The organism is Streptomyces sp. NPDC025784 (assembly GCF_055558435.1).
In genome coordinates, this window is sequence record NZ_JBVHMN010000018.1 from 1 (window position 1) to 18,063 (window position 18,063).

General features: G+C 73.5%; 12 protein-coding genes and 2 pseudogenes. 3 read left to right on the forward strand and 11 right to left on the reverse strand.

Annotated features, from left to right (window positions below; translation table 11 throughout):
• Positions 1-98 precede the first annotated feature (98 nt).
• The 5 genes and pseudogenes from ACZ4IF_RS32695 to ACZ4IF_RS32715 form a co-directional block, all read right to left on the reverse strand.
• On the reverse strand, positions 99-1,325 hold the full coding sequence (locus tag ACZ4IF_RS32695; protein ID WP_467569409.1) for a helix-turn-helix domain-containing protein: 1,227 nt from the start codon (positions 1,323-1,325) through the stop codon (positions 99-101).
• Positions 1,326-2,031: 706 nt separating this feature from the next.
• Positions 2,032-2,441 (reverse strand): annotated as a pseudogene (locus tag ACZ4IF_RS32700) (LuxR C-terminal-related transcriptional regulator); the annotation flags it as partial.
• Positions 2,442-2,718: 277 nt separating this feature from the next.
• A pseudogene (locus tag ACZ4IF_RS32705) lies at positions 2,719-3,153 on the reverse strand (hypothetical protein); the annotation flags it as partial.
• A 664-nt stretch (positions 3,154-3,817) separates the two neighbouring features.
• Entirely contained in the window at positions 3,818-4,339 is a 522-nt protein-coding gene (locus ACZ4IF_RS32710; protein WP_425589327.1) for a DUF3017 domain-containing protein, read from the reverse strand.
• The gene (locus tag ACZ4IF_RS32715) at positions 4,329-5,183 is read right to left on the reverse strand and encodes a bifunctional methylenetetrahydrofolate dehydrogenase/methenyltetrahydrofolate cyclohydrolase (RefSeq protein ID WP_028805509.1); all 855 of its coding nucleotides are present in this window, start codon (positions 5,181-5,183) and stop codon (positions 4,329-4,331) included. Before ACZ4IF_RS32715 ends, ACZ4IF_RS32710 begins: the two co-directional genes overlap by 11 nt.
• A gap of 268 nt (positions 5,184-5,451) precedes the next feature.
• Between ACZ4IF_RS32715 and ACZ4IF_RS32720 the strand changes: the two genes are divergently transcribed.
• Complete coding sequence (locus ACZ4IF_RS32720; RefSeq protein WP_467569413.1) at positions 5,452-6,090, forward strand: hypothetical protein; 639 nt, start codon at positions 5,452-5,454, stop codon at positions 6,088-6,090.
• Between the two features lie 485 nt (positions 6,091-6,575).
• On the opposite strand, the gene purH is transcribed toward ACZ4IF_RS32720, so the two are convergent.
• Positions 6,576-8,165 (reverse strand): bifunctional phosphoribosylaminoimidazolecarboxamide formyltransferase/IMP cyclohydrolase, encoded by a 1,590-nt coding sequence (gene purH, locus ACZ4IF_RS32725; RefSeq protein ID WP_467569416.1) that lies wholly within the window; start codon positions 8,163-8,165, stop codon positions 6,576-6,578.
• Complete coding sequence (gene purN / locus ACZ4IF_RS32730) at positions 8,162-8,830, reverse strand: phosphoribosylglycinamide formyltransferase (RefSeq protein ID WP_095936308.1); 669 nt, start codon at positions 8,828-8,830, stop codon at positions 8,162-8,164. The genes purH and purN overlap by 4 nt, the downstream gene beginning before the upstream one ends.
• A gap of 389 nt (positions 8,831-9,219) precedes the next feature.
• On the opposite strand from purN, the gene ACZ4IF_RS32735 reads away from it, so the two are divergent.
• A complete protein-coding gene (locus tag ACZ4IF_RS32735; protein ID WP_467569419.1) occupies positions 9,220-10,059 on the forward strand; it encodes a hypothetical protein in 840 nt (279 codons plus the stop codon).
• 244 nt (positions 10,060-10,303) lie between these two features.
• Here the strand turns inward: ACZ4IF_RS32735 and ACZ4IF_RS32740 are convergent, their stop codons facing one another.
• Positions 10,304-12,355, reverse strand: a complete 2,052-nt coding sequence (locus ACZ4IF_RS32740) for a cell division protein PerM (protein WP_467569422.1) — start codon at positions 12,353-12,355, stop codon at positions 10,304-10,306.
• A gap of 96 nt (positions 12,356-12,451) precedes the next feature.
• On the opposite strand from ACZ4IF_RS32740, the gene ACZ4IF_RS32745 reads away from it, so the two are divergent.
• Positions 12,452-13,591 carry a helix-turn-helix domain-containing protein gene (locus ACZ4IF_RS32745; protein ID WP_467569425.1) on the forward strand — a complete coding sequence of 380 codons (1,140 nt, stop codon included), beginning with the start codon at positions 12,452-12,454 and terminating at the stop codon, positions 13,589-13,591.
• 104 nt (positions 13,592-13,695) lie between these two features.
• On the opposite strand, the gene sucD is transcribed toward ACZ4IF_RS32745, so the two are convergent.
• From sucD to ACZ4IF_RS32760, 3 genes are all read right to left on the reverse strand, one after another.
• Positions 13,696-14,580 carry a succinate--CoA ligase subunit alpha gene (gene sucD, locus ACZ4IF_RS32750; protein WP_028805502.1) on the reverse strand — a complete coding sequence of 295 codons (885 nt, stop codon included), beginning with the start codon at positions 14,578-14,580 and terminating at the stop codon, positions 13,696-13,698.
• A gap of 22 nt (positions 14,581-14,602) precedes the next feature.
• Complete coding sequence (sucC, locus tag ACZ4IF_RS32755) at positions 14,603-15,781, reverse strand: ADP-forming succinate--CoA ligase subunit beta (protein WP_359494112.1); 1,179 nt, start codon at positions 15,779-15,781, stop codon at positions 14,603-14,605.
• A 452-nt stretch (positions 15,782-16,233) separates the two neighbouring features.
• Positions 16,234-17,895, reverse strand: a complete 1,662-nt coding sequence (locus tag ACZ4IF_RS32760) for a hypothetical protein (protein ID WP_467569429.1) — start codon at positions 17,893-17,895, stop codon at positions 16,234-16,236.
• Between the last annotated feature and the right edge of the window lie 168 nt (positions 17,896-18,063).

Here is an 18,063-nt window from a genome sequence, read left to right on the forward strand (position 1 = left end):
CCGACACACCGGACCACACGAGGGCTGCAACGGGCGGATCACCGGCACGGCCCCGACCCACCCACCGCACAGACGGCGAAACGGAACGACAGCAACCGCTACTTCGTGCAGCCCTTCTGCCCGGACTTCAGCGTCGCGCACGCCGTCGCGTCGCCCGCGTCCTTCACCGCCACCATCGGTGTGTAGGCGTCCGTGTCCGCCTGGACCGACCCGGTCTGCTTCGCCGCGCCGCCCGAGGAAACGTCCACCTGGTCACCGGCCGCGGCCTGGGTGATGCGGGCCCAGGCAGCACCGCAGGTCTTGCTGTAGCGCACCTCGACGAGCGCCGTACCGACCGTCGCGCTGGACGTCGTCCGGGCCAGTTCGCCGCCGCAGCCCATGTTCTCCGGGTCCTTGCCGGTGCACTCGGCGCCGCTGCACTTGACCCCGGCCGGCAGATCGGGATTGGCGGCCGCGGAGGTCGCGGGCGACTTCGGCGTACCGCCCGCCTCCTTCTTGTCGTCCCCGCTGGTGAGGAACACGGCCACAGCGACCACCACGAGCGCCCCCACGACCCCTGCGAGGAACATCGTCAGCCGCCGCTTCCGCCGCGCCCCGTCCGCCGCAGCACGGCGCCCTCCCCCGGGCCGCGCGTCCTGAGGCCCACCCGACCCCGCCGGCCCCGCCGGTCCACCGGGCCGCGCCGGTCCGGCCGACGCCGAGGGCCCGTACCGCCCCACCGGATCCGACGGCGAGGGAACGACTCCCCAACTGCCGCCCCGCGCACCACTCCCGTACGAGGACGACTCGCCCGCGTCCGGCCCGGTCGGCTGCACGGGCACGGAGGACACAGAAGACCCCGACGAGCCGGACGACCCGGACGACGGCACCGTGGGCGACACCCCCGCGGGCCCGGCAACGCCGGGCGTCACGGTCGCACTGCCGCCCTTGCGCGTGGCCTGCCGCCCGTTTCCCCCCTTGCCCGGAGCCGACCCCGGCCCCGGCCCGAACTCACCGAGCGCGGCACGCGCCTGGGAGATCCGGATCGCCTCCATGGTCATGTCGTGACGCATCTCCGAGCGGCTCCACGCACGCTCGGCCAGCTCCCACATGGTCGTCAGATGGACGGGATTCGTCCCGGTCACCTCGGCGAGCGCGACGATCGCACCCTTGGGCGCGAGAAGCCGTCCGTTGAGGTATCGCTCCCAGGACGTCTTGCTGTAGCCCGTACGGTCGGCCACAGCGGCGACGCTCAGACCGCTCCGGTCCACGAGCCGGCGCAACTGACTGGCGAACTCCTTGACCTGCGGATCGAGTTCATCCGGCAAGGCCCTCCAACGAGGCATTGCTTCCCCCCTCTTTCCCCCCGTACGTGCACGACTGTTCCCCCTGCGCACGGCGCCACCGCCGAGTCCCCGTTCTGGCTACCCACAGGGATGCGCCCGGTCAGGATCTCAGTTCCCGGGATGGGGGCGCACGGGAGCATCGAACCGGGGCATGCACCGTTGCACGCCCGCCGGACCGCGGTCCAGTGTCCCACCGGCATCTTGTACGACCGGCCGAACCCCCTGCCCCCACCAGGACGCCCCAACCGCCCGGATTGCCCACGTTATCCCGGCTGTTGCCGTGGATCAGCGCACATCCTCCAACTTGTCAAGACATCGACACAACGGGAACACAAGAGCGACCTCAGGGACCACGGAAGCACTCGGCTCCCCCGTCAGCGACGGCACCGCCGCGGACGGCGGGACGCAGTGGAGCGGCGGGACGGGAGCGAGAACCGGACGCCACTCGCCGCCGGACCGCGGTTCCCGGAGCTCAACGCGGACTCCGTACCGGAATGGTCACTTCCGTGCCACAGCGAACTGCCAGGTGTTGAAGAGCCCGTCGGCGGTGCACAAGGGTTGACCCAGGGCGGAACACCCGCCCGGCCGCGGCCCGTCCTTACTCGGGGGAGAGGACGGGCCGCTCTCGCACCCACCCCGGTCCGGGCGCTGCCGCACCCACGCGCCCCGCCCCGGCTCCGCCCGGAGCCGCACCGCCCCGCCGCGCTCAGCCCCGGGGCGTGACCAGCCCGGTCTCATAGGCGACCACGACCGCCTGCGCCCTGCTGTCCAGGTCGAGCTTGGTCATCGTGCGGTTGAGATGGGTCTTGACGGTCGCCTCACTGATGTAGAGGCGGTCGGCGATCTCCAGGTTGGACAGACCGCCCGCGATGGGCTTCAGGACCTCCAGCTCGCGCGAGGTCAGCGCGGCGAGGTCCGGCGGCGGCGCGGCGTCCGGGGCGGCCCCGCCTGCCGGGCGAACGCCTCGACCAGGCGCCGGGTGACGCTGGGCGCGAAGAGCGTGTCGCCCCCGCCGACGGCGGCCACCGCGGCGAGCAGCCGCTCGGGCCCGGAGTCCTTGAGCAGGAACCCCGAGGCACCGGCCCGTAGTGCCCCGTACACGTACTCGTCGAGGTCGGACGGACGCGGTGGCGTGCCGGGCGTGCTTCAGGATGTTGGTGAGGGCCTCCTGGACGACGCGGCAGGCGCAGAGTTCGACGCCGGGGGCGAGCGGGCGCGGGGTGCCCCGGACGTGCAGCGCGACGGGTACGCCCCCGGCGCGCACCCGCTCGACGAGGTCACCGAGGCGTGCCAGTCCGGGCATGGGCGCGGCCGGGCTCCCGTCGCGTTCCTCGAGGTCCTCCTCGCGCAACACCTGGAGCATGCGGCGCAGTTCGTCGAGGGCCTCGCCGCTGGTGTCCGCGATGGTGCCGAGCGCGGCACGGGCCGTGGCCGGGTCGGCGTCGAAGACGAACCGGGCGAGGCCGCAGTTCGCGGGCCATGCGTCCGCGTTCCGCGGCGACTTCGCGGCGCGCCCGCTCGGCCTGCTCCGTGCGCAGTCGGCGGGTGAGTTCGGCGGAGCGCCGGGCCAGGAAGCCGAAACGGCACAGCACGGCGGAGAACAGCAGGGCCTGTGCGACGACGGAGGCCATGGCGTCGCTGTCGCTGACCAGTCCGGCGTAGACCCACATGGTGACGAGCAGCCCGGCGCAGAGGGCGGTGGTACGGGCCTGCCGCACCGACGCCACGGTGTAGAGCGCGAGCATCGGGCCGAAGGTGCACACGACGGGCCGGTAGCCCAGGGTGACGTAGCCGAAGGCCACCGCCTCGACCGTGCCGGAGACGACAAGCGGTGCCCGGCCGCGGAAGGCGACGGGCAGATGCGCGAGGACGACCAGCGCGCAGGCCGGTCCGTCGAGCGCCGGCCAGCTCTGCTTCGCCGACTCCTGCCCGAGCAGCACGGCCACGCAGACCATGGCGAGCGCGATCAGCGTGTCGACGGCGAACGGCCGGGGCGGCCGGAAGCGCATCGGCGCAGCGTAGCGCCGCTTCCCCGGCCCGGCGTCAACCTTTCGCGGTACCGCGATAGTTGCAGGAACCGCGGGCCTACCGCGGGGGACGGTGCGGGAATTCAAACCGTCGCCGGACGCGGAGGGCACGAGCAGGCCCGTACGTTCGGTGACCACAACAGGGGCCGACCACCGGCCCCGCACCACACAACGCGGGACCGGCCCGACCACCGGCCCCGACCGCACAACGCGGGACCGACCACCGGCCCCGCACCGTACGGGACCGGCCCGACCACCGGCACGTCCACAACGTCCGCAAGCAAGTCCGGGAGCACCGCCCCGGGCACCCGCACAAGCACCCGCGGACGCCTCGCCGCAGGCCTGGCCACGGTGGCCCTGCTGGGCGGCGGCCTCGCCCTCGCCCCGGCGACGACCGCCCCGAAAGCACGGTGGCCCGCACCCTCCGGGGGAGGCGCGGGCCACCGTCGTACGCGGACCCCGGACTCAGCGCACCGTGAAGTGCAGCGTGTCGTCCAGGAACGGGATCACCAGCCACGGGCTCGGTTGCGCCATCATCGCGAGCAGCACGATCGCGACACCCAGCACGCCGTACGTGACCATGTCGGTGAAGCGGGAGCGGACCGCGAGCATGCCCACGTCGGGCAGCATCCAGCGCATCACCGCGCCGGCCAGCAGCGCGGCGCCGATCAGGATCGTGCCGAAGCGGAACACGTCGAGCGCGGTCAGCAGCAGTCCGAGACCCACGGCCGACAGCACGGCGAGGATCGGCCACTGCCGGGCGGGCGCGGGGGCGTCCCCGGGCGCGGCCCGGCCGCCGCCCTCGGGGCGCGCGGTGTCCCGGGTGAACAGCGGGAAGCGGCGCGTGGTCCGCCGCGGCCTGCCCTCGGCGTCGGGCGCGCTGATGGCGTCCCGCACGGTCTCCTCGGCGTCCTCGACGGCCGAGTCGGCGCCGGCGCTCCGCGCGCCGCGCGCCTCGCTGTCCTCGGAGCCTCGCTCAGCCGACACTGCGCTCCGCCGCCTCCACCACGTTGACGAGCAACTGGGCGCGGGTCATCGGGCCGACGCCGCCCGGGTTCGGGGAGATCCACGCCGCGACCTCGGCGACGTCCGGGTGCACATCGCCGACGATCTTGCCCTCGGCGCTGCGCGAGACACCGACGTCGAGGACGGCCGCGCCCGGCTTCACGTCCTCGGCCCTGATGAGGTGCGCGGAGCCCGCCGCGGCGACGATGATGTCGGCGCGCTTGAGGTGCGCGGAGAGGTCGCGGGTGCCGGTGTGGCACTGGGTGACCGTGGCGTTCTCGCTGCGCCGGGTCAGCAGCAGCGGCATGGGGCGCCCGATGGTCACGCCGCGGCCGACGACCACGACCTCCGCGCCCTTGATCTCCACGCCGTACCGCCGCAGCAGGGTCAGGACGCCGTTGGGGGTGCAGGGCAGCGGGGCCGGCTCGTTCAGCACGAGACGGCCGAGGTTCATCGGGTGCAGGCCGTCCGCGTCCTTGTCCGGGTCCATCAGCTCCAGGATGCGGTTCTCGTCGATGCCCTTGGGGAGCGGCAGCTGGACGATGTAGCCGGTGCAGGCGGGGTCCTCGTTCAGTTCCCGCACCACCGCCTCGATCTCCTCCTGCGTGGCGGTCGCGGGCAGTTCGCGCTGGATGGAGGCGATGCCGACCTGGGCGCAGTCGCGGTGCTTGCCCGCGACGTACTTCTGGCTGCCGGGGTCGTCCCCGACCAGGATCGTCCCGAGGCCGGGCGTGACGCCCTTCTCCTTCAGGGCCGCCACGCGGGCGGTCAGATCGGACTTGATCGCGGCTGCGGTCGCCTTGCCATCGAGAATCTGGGCGGTCATGGCTCCATCCTCGCGGATGACCCGGTCATGGTTCCAATCCGGGCACCCGGCGGCCCGCCGACGGCGGCCGGGACAATGTCCCGCCATGATCACTGATGTTGCACTTGCACAACACATAGGGAATGTGGCTGGACAAGTAAGAGGGGCTTAAAGAACCATGAGCAGCACAGTGCCGCGGGCAGTACCGGGGGGACGGACCGCTCTGTAGAAAATTCCTCCGACCGTGCCCCGCGTCGTCCCCGCACCAGGCAACGGAGGAACACCCGCCATGAGTTTCGGCGACCCGAACAACCCCTACGGGCAGCCGCCCCAGCAGCCTCCGGCCGCTCCCGGCTACGGCTACCCCCAGGCTCCCGGCGTACCCCCGCAGGGCTACGGATACCCGCAGCAGCCGGCGTACCCCGGCTACCCGGGCTCGAACCAGATGCTTCCGCAGACGATGCCGGGCCTGTTGGTCACGGCCCGCGTCTTCCTGTTCATCATCTCCGCGGTGCAGATCCTCGCGGCGCTCGGCTGGTTCTACGTGGCCGCCATCGCCAACGACGTCTCGAACACGGCGGACAGCTACAGCTCGTCGAACGACGACGTGTTCAGCAGCTTCAGCGACGGCGCCGACATCGCCACCGGCGTCCTCGTGCTCATCGCGCTGATCGCCGCGGGCCTCGCGGCCCTGTCCATCACGCTCGGCGTGAAGTTCGGCCGGGGCGGCCAGGGCGTCCGCATCACCACCGTCATCTACGGCGCGCTCGGCGGGATCGTCGGTCTGATCATGCTCTTCGTCGGTCTCGACTCGGGCATGGCCTCCGCCGTCATCTTCCCGCTGATCTGGGTGGTCTTCGCCGCCATCATCACGGCCGCTCCCGTCGTCTCGAGCGGCACCGCCTGGTTCGCCCGCCCGCGCTACTGAACGCCTCGGCGCAGGCGTCGAGTTCGCAGCACTGAACAGTTCACGCCATCCGCTCCAAGGGCCGTGTCTCACCCGCGCAAGGGGGCGACACGGCCCTGGTGCTTCTGCCTCCCCCGAATCCCGTAGCCGCACGTGCACGGGAGACGGACCTCGCACAGCATCATCGTGGTACCTCCGCCGGCCACGGAGGGCGAGCACGAGCCCCCCAACTCCGGCTCGCTCCGGGCGAGCACCTCGCCTTCGGACGCTCCCCGGCGGGCGACGGCCTGACGATCGCCCACGAGGGAACCTCCCGCGCGGCCGGCGAGAGCACCGCGCACAGCGCCTGCCGGACCGCTCCCCACCGTCGACCAGGTCGTGGACCGGCTCGGCCCGCACTGGCCGTCCCGGCGACGGGCACGGCCTCCGGCTTCCCGGAGGGAAGGCCGGAGGCCGTGGTGTCGCCGCCGGGCGCGGCCGTCGCCGCTGCCGCGCCCTGGCGTCCGTCAGTGGAAGAAGTGGCGCGTGCCCGTGAAGTACATCGTGATGCCCGCCTTCTTCGCGGCCTCCACGACCAGCTCGTCACGGACCGAACCGCCGGGCTGGACCACGGCCTTGACGCCCGCCTCGGCCAGGATCTCCAGACCGTCGGGGAACGGGAAGAACGCGTCGGAGGCGGCGTACGAGCCGCGGGCGCGCTCGGCGCCGGCCCGCTCCACCGCGAGCTTCGCGGAGTCGACGCGGTTGACCTGGCCCATGCCGACACCGACGGAGGCACCGTCCTTGGCGAGCAGGATCGCGTTGGACTTCACCGCGCGGCAGGCACGCCAGGCGAAGGCCAGCTCGTCGAGCTCGCCCTGGCCGAGCGCCTCACCGGTCGCGAGGGTCCAGCTCGCCGGGTTGTCGCCGTCGGCCTGGAGGCGGTCGGTGACCTGGAGCAGCGCGCCGCCGTCGATCTGCTTGACCTCGACCGGGTTCGCGGGAGCCCGGTGGGCGCGCAGCACGCGGATGTTCTTCTTCTTGGTGAGGGCTTCGAGGGCGCCGTCCTCGTACTCGGGCGCGACGATGACCTCGGTGAAGATCTCGGCGACCTGCTCGGCCATCTCCTTCGTCACCGGCCGGTTGACGGCGATCACACCGCCGAACGCGGACAGCGGGTCGCAGGCGTGCGCCTTGCGGTGCGCCTCCGCGACGTTCGACGCGACGGCGATGCCGCACGGGTTGGCGTGCTTGATGATCGCGACGCACGGGTCGGTGTGGTCGTACGCGGCACGGCGCGCGGCGTCCGTGTCCGTGTAGTTGTTGTACGACATCTCCTTGCCGTGCAGCTGCTCGGCCTCGGCGAGGCCGCCCGTGCCGTCGACGTACAGCGCGGCACCCTGGTGCGGGTTCTCGCCGTAGCGGAGGGTGTTCTTGCGCTCGTAGGTCGCGCCCAGGAAGTCGGGGAAGCCGCTCTCGTCGACGGCCGCGTAGTCGTCCGCGAACCAGGAGGCGACGGCGACGTCGTACGCGGCGGTGTGCTGGAAGGCCTCCGCGGCGAGCCGCTTGCGGGTGCGCAGGTCGAAGCCGCCGCCCTTGACGGCGGAGAGGACGTCGCCGTACCGGCCCGGGCTGGTCACCACGGCGACCGAGGGGTGGTTCTTGGCGGCGGCGCGGACCATCGAGGGGCCGCCGATGTCGATCTGCTCGACGCACTCGTCGGGCGTCGCGCCGGAGGCGACGGTCTCGCGGAACGGGTAGAGGTTGACGACGACGAGGTCGAACGGCTCGACGCCCAGCTCCGCCAGCTGCCGCTGGTGGTCGGGCAGCCGCAGGTCGGCGAGGATGCCCGCGTGGACCTTCGGGTGCAGAGTCTTGACGCGGCCGTCCAGGCACTCGGGGAAGCCGGTCAGCTCCTCGACCTTGGTGACGGGGACGCCGGCCGCGGCGATCTTCGCGGCGGTGGAGCCGGTGGACACCAGCTCGACACCGGCTTCGTTCAGCCCGCGTGCGAGCTCCTCGAGCCCGGTCTTGTCGTAGACGCTGACGAGCGCGCGCCGGATGACCCGCTTGGTGCCCTCGGTGTTCTCGGCCGTGACTGTGCTGTCGGCGGTCACTGGATAACTACCTTTCGTCCCTCAATGCGATAGCCGTTGCGGGCGAGCCGCCCCACGACATCGACGAGCAGCCTTCGCTCGACTTCCTTGATGCGCTCGTGCAGAGCGCTCTCGTCGTCCTCGTCCCGGACCTCCACCACGCCCTGCGCGATGATCGGCCCGGTGTCGACGCCGTCGTCGACGAAGTGGACGGTGCATCCGGTGACCCGCGCGCCGTACGCGAGCGCGTCGCGCACGCCGTGGGCTCCCGGGAAACTGGGCAGCAGGGCGGGATGCGTGTTGACGAACCGCCCCCCGAACCTGGCGAGGAATTCCTTCCCCACGATCTTCATGAACCCGGCGGAGACGACGAGATCGGGCTCGTACGCGGCGGTCGCCCCGGCGAGCGCCGCGTCCCACTCCTCGCGGGTGTCGTAGTCCTTGACCTTGCAGACGAAGGTCGGCAGCCCGGCCCGTTCGGCGCGCGCGAGTCCCTCGATGCCCTCCCGGTCGGCGCCCACGGCCACGATCTCGGCGCCGTAGCCCTCGGTGCCCGCGTCCGCGACGGCGTCGAGCAGTGCCTGCAGGTTCGTACCTGATCCGGAGACCAGCACGACGAGGCGCTTGGCCTTGGCCACGGCGGGGCCCTTTCTCGGGGAAGCGTTTGTACGGTCGTACGAATGCATCGCGCCCCCGGATACGGGGAAGTCTACGAAGCGGCCGACCGTCAGCAACGATACCGGCACACCGGACGGCCCCCACGGGACGGGGGCGTGGCCGGAAGGTAGCGTCTGAGGAGGATCCACCCGGGAACGTCCGGCAAGGATCCGTCCCGGAACACCGTCCCGCGCGGGGAACGCCCCGCGCGCACGGGACGTTGACCCGGGACGGGCACGAACACCCGGGACACGGGTCCCGGGAGCACCCGCGGCGCGGGCCCCGGAAACCGGGGCGCGGGCCCTGCAGGACATCCGGGGCGCGAGCCCTGGGCAGGACGCTCGGGGCGCGCGTCGCGAGCACGACGTCGTGCGGACACGCCGCCCGCCAGAACCACCAAGGGGAAGACGCACACCTGATGCCGGACCGCAGTCTCCGACTCCCTCCGCTGCTGCTGCGCGAGCGGCGCCCTTCGCCCACCCCGCCCCGGTCGGACGGGGAGGCGCCGGCGGGTGGGCAGGGCTCCTCGGGCGGCCACGGCCGAGCCGGCGGGAACGGCTCCTCGGGCGACGGCGGCCCCGACGGTCCTCCCCCGCCCTCGGACGACAACCCGTTCGCCCCGCCGCCGGAGGGCACGCCCGACCGGCCGTGGCAGCCGCGACGCCCCACGAACGGCGGCGACACCGACGAGAACGGCGACTCCGGGCAGCCCGGCGGCGGGTACACCCCGTGGGGCAGCCAGTGGAGCGACCGCCAGCCCGGGCCCTCGTCCGGCGGCGGCTTCGGCGACCGGCCCGGTGCCCCGCAGGGGCAGGGCGGCCCTGAGGGCCCCGGCGGCGGTCCCGGCACCGGTATGCGCTGGGACCCGACCGACCCGGCCCAGCGCCGCGCTCGCTACGCGCTGCTGTGCGGCATGTGGGCGTTCTTCTTCGCCCTCTTCAGCTGGCCGTACGTGGCGCTGCTGCTCGGTGCGCTCGCCCTGTACTGGGGCGGCAGCTCCCTGCGCGCCAAGCCCCGCACGCCGGACCCGGACGCTCCCGCGCCCGAGGCGGGCGGGCGGCCGCAGAGGACGGCCGCGGTGAGCGGGATCGTCACCGCGTCCCTCGCCATCGTGATGGTCGCCGCGACGTTCACCGCGCACCTCGTGTACAGCGACTACTACTCCTGCACGAACGACGCGCTCACGAACGCGGCGAAGCAGTCCTGCAACGACCTCCTGCCGAAGGAGCTCCGGGGCGTCCTCGGCACAAGCGGCTGACCTCCGGCCCACCAGGGCGCGGGGACGTCCGCGCGTCGCGACGCCCGTCGCCGTCCGGTCCCGCCGGATCCGGCGGCAACCCGTCGGTCAGGGACCGTCCGGGCGCGGCCGAAGGGCCCACCGGCCTCGTGCCGGGTCCCGGGGTTCCTGGGTCCCATCGGCCTCCGCAACCTCACCCTGGAATTCCGGCGGCCCGGCGACGTCTCGCACCTTCGCGTCCCACAGGTTCGCGGGTTCCACGCCCTCACGCCGGATCCCGGGGTTCCGGCGGCCCGGTGACGTCACGCAGCTCCCCGTCCCACGTGTTCGTGGACTCCGCGGCGTCACCCGGGCCCGGGTCCCGAGGCTCATGGGCCTCGCGCGGGGCCGGGTCCCGGGGGTCCGAGGGCCTCGCGGCGTCGCGGGAGATCAGGTACCGGGGGTCCGTGAGGTCCGTGGTGTCCCGCGGAGCCGGGTCCCGGGACTCCGGCGGCCTCGCGGCGTCGCCCGGGGCACGGTCCCGGGACTCCACGGAGTCACCCACGTCCGGGCCGTCCGGCCCCGACGGCCGCGGGCGCTCCGCGGCGTCGCGAGCGGCCGGATCCGGAAGTCTCGCGGCCTCGCGCAGGGCCGCCCAGCGGGCTTCACGGGACGCCTCCTCGTACCAGGGGAATCCCTCGGCGTCCGCGGCGGGTTCGTGCCGGAAGGGCCCCGTGGCGTCTGCGGGGTCCTCGTCCCACAGGGACCCAGGGGTGTCCACGGGCAGGAAGTCGTACGGTTCGAAGTCGTCGGCGGGGCCGCGGCCGGCAGCCGCGGCCCCGCCGGCGGACACTCCGGCCGACGGCTCGCCCAGGTCGTCCCGCCGTCGCGGACGCGACGGCCCGTACGGCCATCCCCACGGCGTCCGGAAGAGAGAGAAGGCCGGACGGCGCCGCAGGAGCTTCCCGGCCGCGGAGGAACCGCCGGCGGCGGCCCGCGACCCACGCCGCACCCGCCGCCCCCGCAGCCCCACCGCCACGGGCACGCCGACGGCCGTCGCCCACAGCGCCGCCGCCGGCCCGACCTGCCACCACACGGGCCCGAAGTCGGTCAGAGCGGCCACCCCGAGCGGCCCTCCGGCCAGCGCGACGAGCAGGCCGAACGCGCCGCCGCACAGTCCGGCGGCCAGCAGCGCGGCACCCGCCGTCCGCTTCCGGGACCAGGCCTCCTGCGCCGCCCCGTCCGGCGGTGCCGCGACACCGGCCACGAACCAGGCGACCGTCGCCCCGGCGGCGACGGGCAGCACCCCGGTCGCCCAGCCGAACGGCCCCTTCTCGCCCGGCACGGCCGCCAGCAGCGGAAAGGCGGGCAGCAGGTCGGTCGAGGCGCGGGGTCCCGCCGCGGCCACGGACAGCGGCCCGGAGACATGCCCGGTGCCCAGGACGACCCCGGGGCCGAGTCCGTAGGCCGCTCCCCAGACCGCCGCGTTCGGGACCAGCGCGAGACAGAGCAGCAGGATGGCGAGACGGCCCGACCACACGTCCGTGAGCTGGAGGAACGAGTCCCGGGCCACTCCCCCGTGCCACACCAGAGACACGGCGACGAGCAGGGCCCCGCCCCCGACGAGCACCGCCGTCCCGGCCCCGGCGGCCCGCAGCGCACCGCCGAGGAGCCGGTCCTCGCCGCCGAGGACCCGTTCGCCGACGGCGACGAGACGGCGTACGGCTGCGGCCGGACGGGCCGGCAGGCGTCCCGGGACCCGCGAAACCCAGGGCGGCAGCGGGCCCCGGGGGTGCCCGTACGCCGTCCAGACCCCCGCCCCCGCGGCCCCCGCGGCGAGCAGCGGCAGGCACAGCGCGACCCATCCCCAGGAGGGCCGCAGCGCGCCGCCCGAGGCGTACAGGGCGGCGGCCGTACCGACGGACAGGTAACCGGCGACGATCCCGGCCCATGCCGTGGCGGGAGCCGCCCGCACCTCCTCGGCCGCGTCCCTGGCCGCCCGGTGCACCAGCCACAGGGGCAGCGCCGGAAGGAGCAGCGGCGTCACTCCGACCGGCATGGGCAGGCCGGAGAGGGTGTCGGTGCGGATCAGCTCGACACCGTGGGCGAGGAGCCACAGGGACGCCGCGACATGCAGGGCCCCGCCCGGCCCGCTGTCCGGGTACGGGGAGCTGATCCACAGGGCCATGACGAGGACGGCGGAGGAGCCGAGCCCGAGGCCCGCCGCGACGGCGCCGCCGAGGAGGCCGGAGCCCAGTCCGGGTGATCGGTCGCGCAGCCGGACGAGCAGAATCGGCAGCGGCGGCCTGCGGTCGGTCATGTGGGTCACGCCCGCCATGCTCCCAACGACACGCGCTTTCCCGTCGTAACAGGCGAACCCCGGATGTGTCGCTCAATATGCATCTATGTACTTTTTCGTACGAAAGGGCGCCTCGTGACGCGGAGTCCTCAGACCCCCCTGCCCGGCCCCAAGGAGCGCCGCCGCCTGCGCGAGGCCAAGTCGCTGACCCAGGCCGAGGTCGCCACGAAAGTGGGCGTCACCCGCGAGACGGTGCGCTCGTGGGAGTCCGGCCGTACGACGCCACGCGGCCGCAAACGGGAGGCGTACGCGAAACTACTCACCGAACCGGCTTCCTCCGAGTTCGGGATGACCACCCGTCAGGAGCAGTCCGCGCCCGCCCTGGTGGGCGCCGCCACCGGTCCGGGCGGCTACGCCGCGGGCCCCCCGGGGCCGGCACCCCTGCCCGGGACAGAGCCGGGCCCGCTCCCCGCGGACGGGCTGACGCCCGCTCAGGCCTTCGACGCGCTCTACGCGTTCTGCGCCCCCGCCCTCGTACGGCAGACGTATCTGCTCACCGGGCGGCGCGAACTGGCGCGCGAGTCCGTGGAGCGTGCCTTCCAGCAGGCCTGGCACAACTGGCCCGAGGTGGCCATGGACCGGGACCCCGCCGGGTGGGTACGGGCGACGGCGCACGAGTACGCCCTCTCGCCGTGGCACCGGCTGCGCCCTCGCCACCGGCAGCCGGAGCCGCCGCCCGCCGCCGCGGCCGACCGCGCGCTCCTGGACGCCCTGCTGACCCTGCCGCCCGTGCACCGGCGCACCCTGCTGCTCTACGACGGCGTAGGGCTCGACCTGCCGGAGACGGCGGCCGAGACGGAGGCGAGCACGCCCGCCGCGGCCAACCGGCTGCTGCACGCGCGCGAGGCGCTCGCGACGCGGCTGCCCGACCTGGCGGTGCCGGACGTACTGCACCGGCGGCTCGCCGAGCTGGCGAGCACGGAACGGCTGCGCGCCGCCAAGCCGCGCACGGTCCGCTGGGGCGGCGAGCGCCGCGCCGAGCGGTGGACCCGGGCCGCCATCGCGTTCACGGTGCTGCTCATCGGCGCGACGACGCTGACGCTGCGGACGGCCCCGGACCACTACGAGGCCCCGCTCGCGCCCGGCGAGACCGTCCACGGTCTGCCGCCCCGCTCCGCTCCGGGCCCGCTGTCGGACGAGCAGCTGCGGCTGCGCGCCAAGCTGAAGTCGGAGACGGTGAGCGGTCCGGGACGGCTGGTGCCGGACGACCGCTGACACCCCGTACGAGACCTCCCGGCGCGTCCGGGGCGTGTCCGGACATACGGGTGGGCCCGCACCCCCTCAAGGGGTGCGGGCCCACCCGCGTGGTGCTGCTGGGCTCAGCCCGCGAGGATCTCGCGCGCGAGCTTCGCCGTCTCGGTCGGCGTCTTGCCGACCTTGACGCCGGCGGCCTCGAGGGCCTCCTTCTTCGCGGCGGCCGTGCCGGAGGAACCGGAGACGATGGCGCCGGCGTGGCCCATGGTCTTGCCCTCGGGCGCGGTGAAGCCGGCGACGTAGCCGACGACCGGCTTGGTCACGTTGGCCTTGATGAAGTCGGCCGCACGCTCCTCGGCGTCCCCGCCGATCTCACCGATCATGACGATCAGGTCGGTGTCGGGGTCGGCCTCGAACGCGGCGAGCGCGTCGATGTGCGTGGTGCCGATGATCGGGTCGCCACCGATGCCGACGGCCGACGAGAAGCCGATGTCACGGAGCTCGTACATCATCTGGTACGTCAGCGTGCCGGACTTCGAGACCAGGCCGATGCGGCCCGGCTTGGTGATGTCGCCCGGGATGATGCCGGCGTTGGACTGGCCCGGGGTGATGAGACCGGGGCAGTTCGGGCCGATGATGCGGGTCTTGTTGCCCTTCGACTTCGCGTACGCCCAGAAGGCGGCGGAGTCGTGGACGGCGATGCCCTCGGTGATGACGACCGCGAGCGGGATCTCCGCGTCGATGGCCTCGACGACGGCGGCCTTGGCGAAGGCCGGCGGCACGAAGAGGACGGACACGTTGGCGCCGGTCTTCTCCATGGCCTCGGCGACCGAGCCGAAGACGGGGATCTCGTGGCCGTCGATGTCGACGGACGTGCCCGCCTTGCGCGGGTTGACGCCACCGACGATGTTCGTGCCGTCGGCCAGCATGAGCTTGGTGTGCTTCATGCCCGTGGCACCGGTCATGCCCTGGACGATGACCTTGCTGTCCTTGTTGAGGAAGATAGCCATGGCTGTGGTGTTCCCTCGTCCCTTACTTGGCCGCGGCCAGCTCGGCGGCCTTGTCGGCCGCGCCGTCCATGGTGTCCACACGCTGCACGAGCGGGTGGTTGGCGTCCGACAGGATCTTGCGACCCAGCTCGGCGTTGTTGCCGTCGAGACGCACGACCAGCGGCTTGGTGACTTCCTCGCCCTTGTCCTTGAGCAGCTGGAGCGCCTGGACGATGCCGTTGGCGACCTCGTCACAGGCGGTGATGCCACCGAAGACGTTGACGAAGACGGACTTGACGTCCGGGTCGCCGAGGATGATCTCAAGGCCGTTCGCCATGACCGCGGCGGAGGCGCCACCGCCGATGTCGAGGAAGTTGGCGGGCTTGACGCCACCGTGGTTCTCACCGGCGTACGCGACGACGTCCAGGGTGCTCATGACGAGACCCGCGCCGTTGCCGATGATGCCGACCTCGCCGTCGAGCTTGACGTAGTTGAGGTTCTTCTCCTTGGCGGCGGCCTCGAGCGGGTTGGCCGACGCGTGGTCGACCAGCGCCTCGTGCTCCGGCTGACGGAACTCGGCGTTCTCGTCCAGGGAGACCTTGCCGTCCAGGGCGATGACGTCGCCGGAGGCGACCTTCGCCAGCGGGTTGACCTCGACGAGGAGCGCGTCCTCGGCGACGAAGGTCTTCCACAGCGTCACCAGCACGTCGGCGACCTTGTCGGCGACCTCGGCCGGGAACTTCGCGGCCGCGACGATCTCGCGGGCCTTCTCCGGGGTGACACCCTCGTTGGCGTCGATCGGCGTCTTGGCGACGGCGTCGGGGCGAGTGGCCGCCACCTCCTCGATCTCCATGCCGCCCTCGACGGACGCGATGGAGAGGAAGGTGCGGTTGGTGCGGTCCAGGAGGAAGGAGACGTAGTACTCCTCCAGGATCTCCGGAGCGGTCTCGGCGATCATCACCTTGTGGACCGTGTGGCCCTTGATGTCCATGCCGAGGATGTCCGTCGCACGCGCGACGGCCTCGTCCGGGGTGGCGGCGAGCTTCACGCCACCGGCCTTGCCACGTCCGCCGACCTTCACCTGGGCCTTGACGACGGACTTGCCACCGAGACGCTCAGTGGCTGCGCGGGCCGCCTCAGGCGTGTCGATGACTTCACCGGCCAGCACCGGTACATCGTGCTTGGCGAAGAGGTCCCTCGCCTGGTACTCGAACAGGTCCACGCGCTTCCGTCCCTATCAGTGATCTCGCGGTTCGTTGGATGCGTGGGCGTGCCGCGAAGGGCAACGTGACGTCCGCTGTCACAAGGGTGGCGCACACGGTGTCCGAGCGCGCGGCATGTCCGTCTCGCAGGTTATCGCCGCTGGCGGCGGGTCCCTAAATCGCGGGTCACACCTGAGCGGTGATACCTGTCACATGATGCCTCACTCACTGGCACCGCGTGCCGCATGAGCAGGGCCTCACCGGGTTGGGGTTGACCCGGTGAGGCCCCTTGAACAGCCCCGAAGGGCTCAGACAGGGCGGTCCCCACCCCAATGGGGACCGCTCTGCCCATCCGCGGGGTTCCGGTCGGACGATCCGACGGGTTTCGGCCGTCCGGGTCCGTCGGCCCCGAGGAGTCGGTCGGGTGCCGTACGACCGCCCTCGCCGCGGGCGGGTCGTACGACGGGGTGCCTCAGGCCCCGTACGTGCCGTACGAAGCGCCGGGCAGGTAGCTCGGGGCGACGGACTCGGCCACGCCCCGGACGCCGTCGACGGCGTGGCCGGCCAGCGGGCCGCCGGTCGCCGCGGCGGTACCGGTCAGGTCCTGCGCGAAGGGACCGGTCTGTGCGACGACACCGGTCGCGAACGGGTCGACCTGGCCGACCACGCCGTCCGCGAACGGCCGCACGTCGCCCGTGACGCCGTACGCCAGCCCGGTGGCGCTGCCCGCGACCCCGTCCGCCACGGGCTGCACGAAGTCCACGACGGGCTGCGCCGCGTCGGCCACTCCCCCGGCGAAGGCCGGCACGTCGCCGATGACGACACCCTGGGCGAACGGGGCCACCTGGCCCGTGACGCCGTGCGCGAACCCGCCCGCGGCCCCCACGACACCGCCCGCGAACGGCTGGACGTCACCGCCCACACCGTGCGCGAGCGTGCCCGCGTCCGTGACGGCCTGGCCGGCGACCGGGACGACACCGTGCACCGCGGCCTGGGCCACGGGCGGCAGCACCGAGCCGGCCGCGTCGCCGACGACCTGGCCGACGGCTCCGTGGACGACCGGCTGCGCGTCACCCACGACGCCGTACGCGAGGCCGCCCGCGTCACCCGCGACACCGTGCGCGAGCCCCGTCGCGTCGGCCGTGGCGCCGTACGCCACCGCCGTCACCCCGTCCACCGCGCCGTGGGCCAGCGTGGCCGCGCCCCCGACAGCCCCGTACGCCAGCGGCGCGACATGGCCGACGGCGTGCTCCGCCACCGGAGTGACGCCCTGGACGGCGGTCGCGGCGACGGGCGGCAGCGCCGAGGCGGCCGTCTCGTCCATCACAGGGATCGCGATGCCGGTGGCGGTGCCGACGGCGCCGCCGACCTGTGCGGGAGCTCCGGTCGCCGTCCGCGCCGCGGTGCCCGTGGCGCCGGCGGTGGTGTTCCCGGCCGTCCGCTCCGCCGTGGCGACGGTCTGCCGGACTCCGGTCCGGGCGGCCGAGGGCACGCCGGCGGCGGTGCGCTGGGCGGCGGCGAGCTTGCTCTGCGCCCCGGCGAGTGCCTCCTCCACCTCCGGCGCGAACGCCGAGAGCGGGCCGAAGAGGTAGTCGATCTCGCCCTGCGGGGTGCCGGCGTCGGCGACGGTCCGCCGCGCCGTGTCCGCGGTGTGCCGCGCGGTGGCGGTCCCGGCGTGGGAGAGGTGGGTGGCGGCGGGGACCTCGGCCTCGACGTAGCGGCGGGCGTGGTCGGCGGTCGTCGCCGCGCCCTGAGCCGTCCCCGCCGTGTGCTGTGCCTTCGTGGTCGCCGTCGTCGTCGCCGCGGTGGCGGTGCTTGCGGCCTGCGCGACATGGTCGCCGGCCGTCGCCCGGGCCTGGGCGACGGTGCCCGGGACCGAGGAGGTCACGTCGTCGACGGCGGTACCGCCGGTGACGGCGGACACCGCGTCGTGCACGTCGTTCGTCACGCTCCCGACGGCGGAGCCGACGGTGCCGGTCACCGCGCCGACGGCGTCGGTCACGTCGACGCTCGCGTCGGGAGCGGACACGGACGACGCCGGCAGTTCGTCCGCGCTCGCGGCGGCGGAGCCGAGCGCCCACGCGCCGGTGACGCCGGCGGCTATGACGATGGAACGGCGGATGTTCTTGTTCATGCTGCGTCAGATCCTTCGGGATTCCGAGAGTTCGGGAGATTCCGGGGAGTCGCTGAACACCGGTGGGATCCGGTGGATTCAGGTGAGTTCCTTGGGCTTGCGTCCGGGATTCGGAGGGGTGCCCGGACGGCGGGCAGACCTGTTCCGCCCCCGCGCGGCAGGTCGCTC

Coding starts and splice junctions, on each gene's coding strand:
- ACZ4IF_RS32695 (WP_467569409.1), bottom strand. CDS start 1,325: ATGCCTCGTTGGAGGGCCTTGCCGGATGAACTCGATCCGCAGGTCAAG.
- ACZ4IF_RS32715 (WP_028805509.1), bottom strand. CDS start 5,183: ATGACCGCCCAGATTCTCGATGGCAAGGCGACCGCAGCCGCGATCAAG.
- ACZ4IF_RS32720 (WP_467569413.1), top strand. CDS start 5,452: ATGAGTTTCGGCGACCCGAACAACCCCTACGGGCAGCCGCCCCAGCAG.
- purN (WP_095936308.1), bottom strand. CDS start 8,830: ATGCATTCGTACGACCGTACAAACGCTTCCCCGAGAAAGGGCCCCGCC.
- ACZ4IF_RS32735 (WP_467569419.1), top strand. CDS start 9,220: ATGCCGGACCGCAGTCTCCGACTCCCTCCGCTGCTGCTGCGCGAGCGG.
- ACZ4IF_RS32740 (WP_467569422.1), bottom strand. CDS start 12,355: ATGGCGGGCGTGACCCACATGACCGACCGCAGGCCGCCGCTGCCGATT.
- sucD (WP_028805502.1), bottom strand. CDS start 14,580: ATGGCTATCTTCCTCAACAAGGACAGCAAGGTCATCGTCCAGGGCATG.
- ACZ4IF_RS32760 (WP_467569429.1), bottom strand. CDS start 17,895: ATGAACAAGAACATCCGCCGTTCCATCGTCATAGCCGCCGGCGTCACC.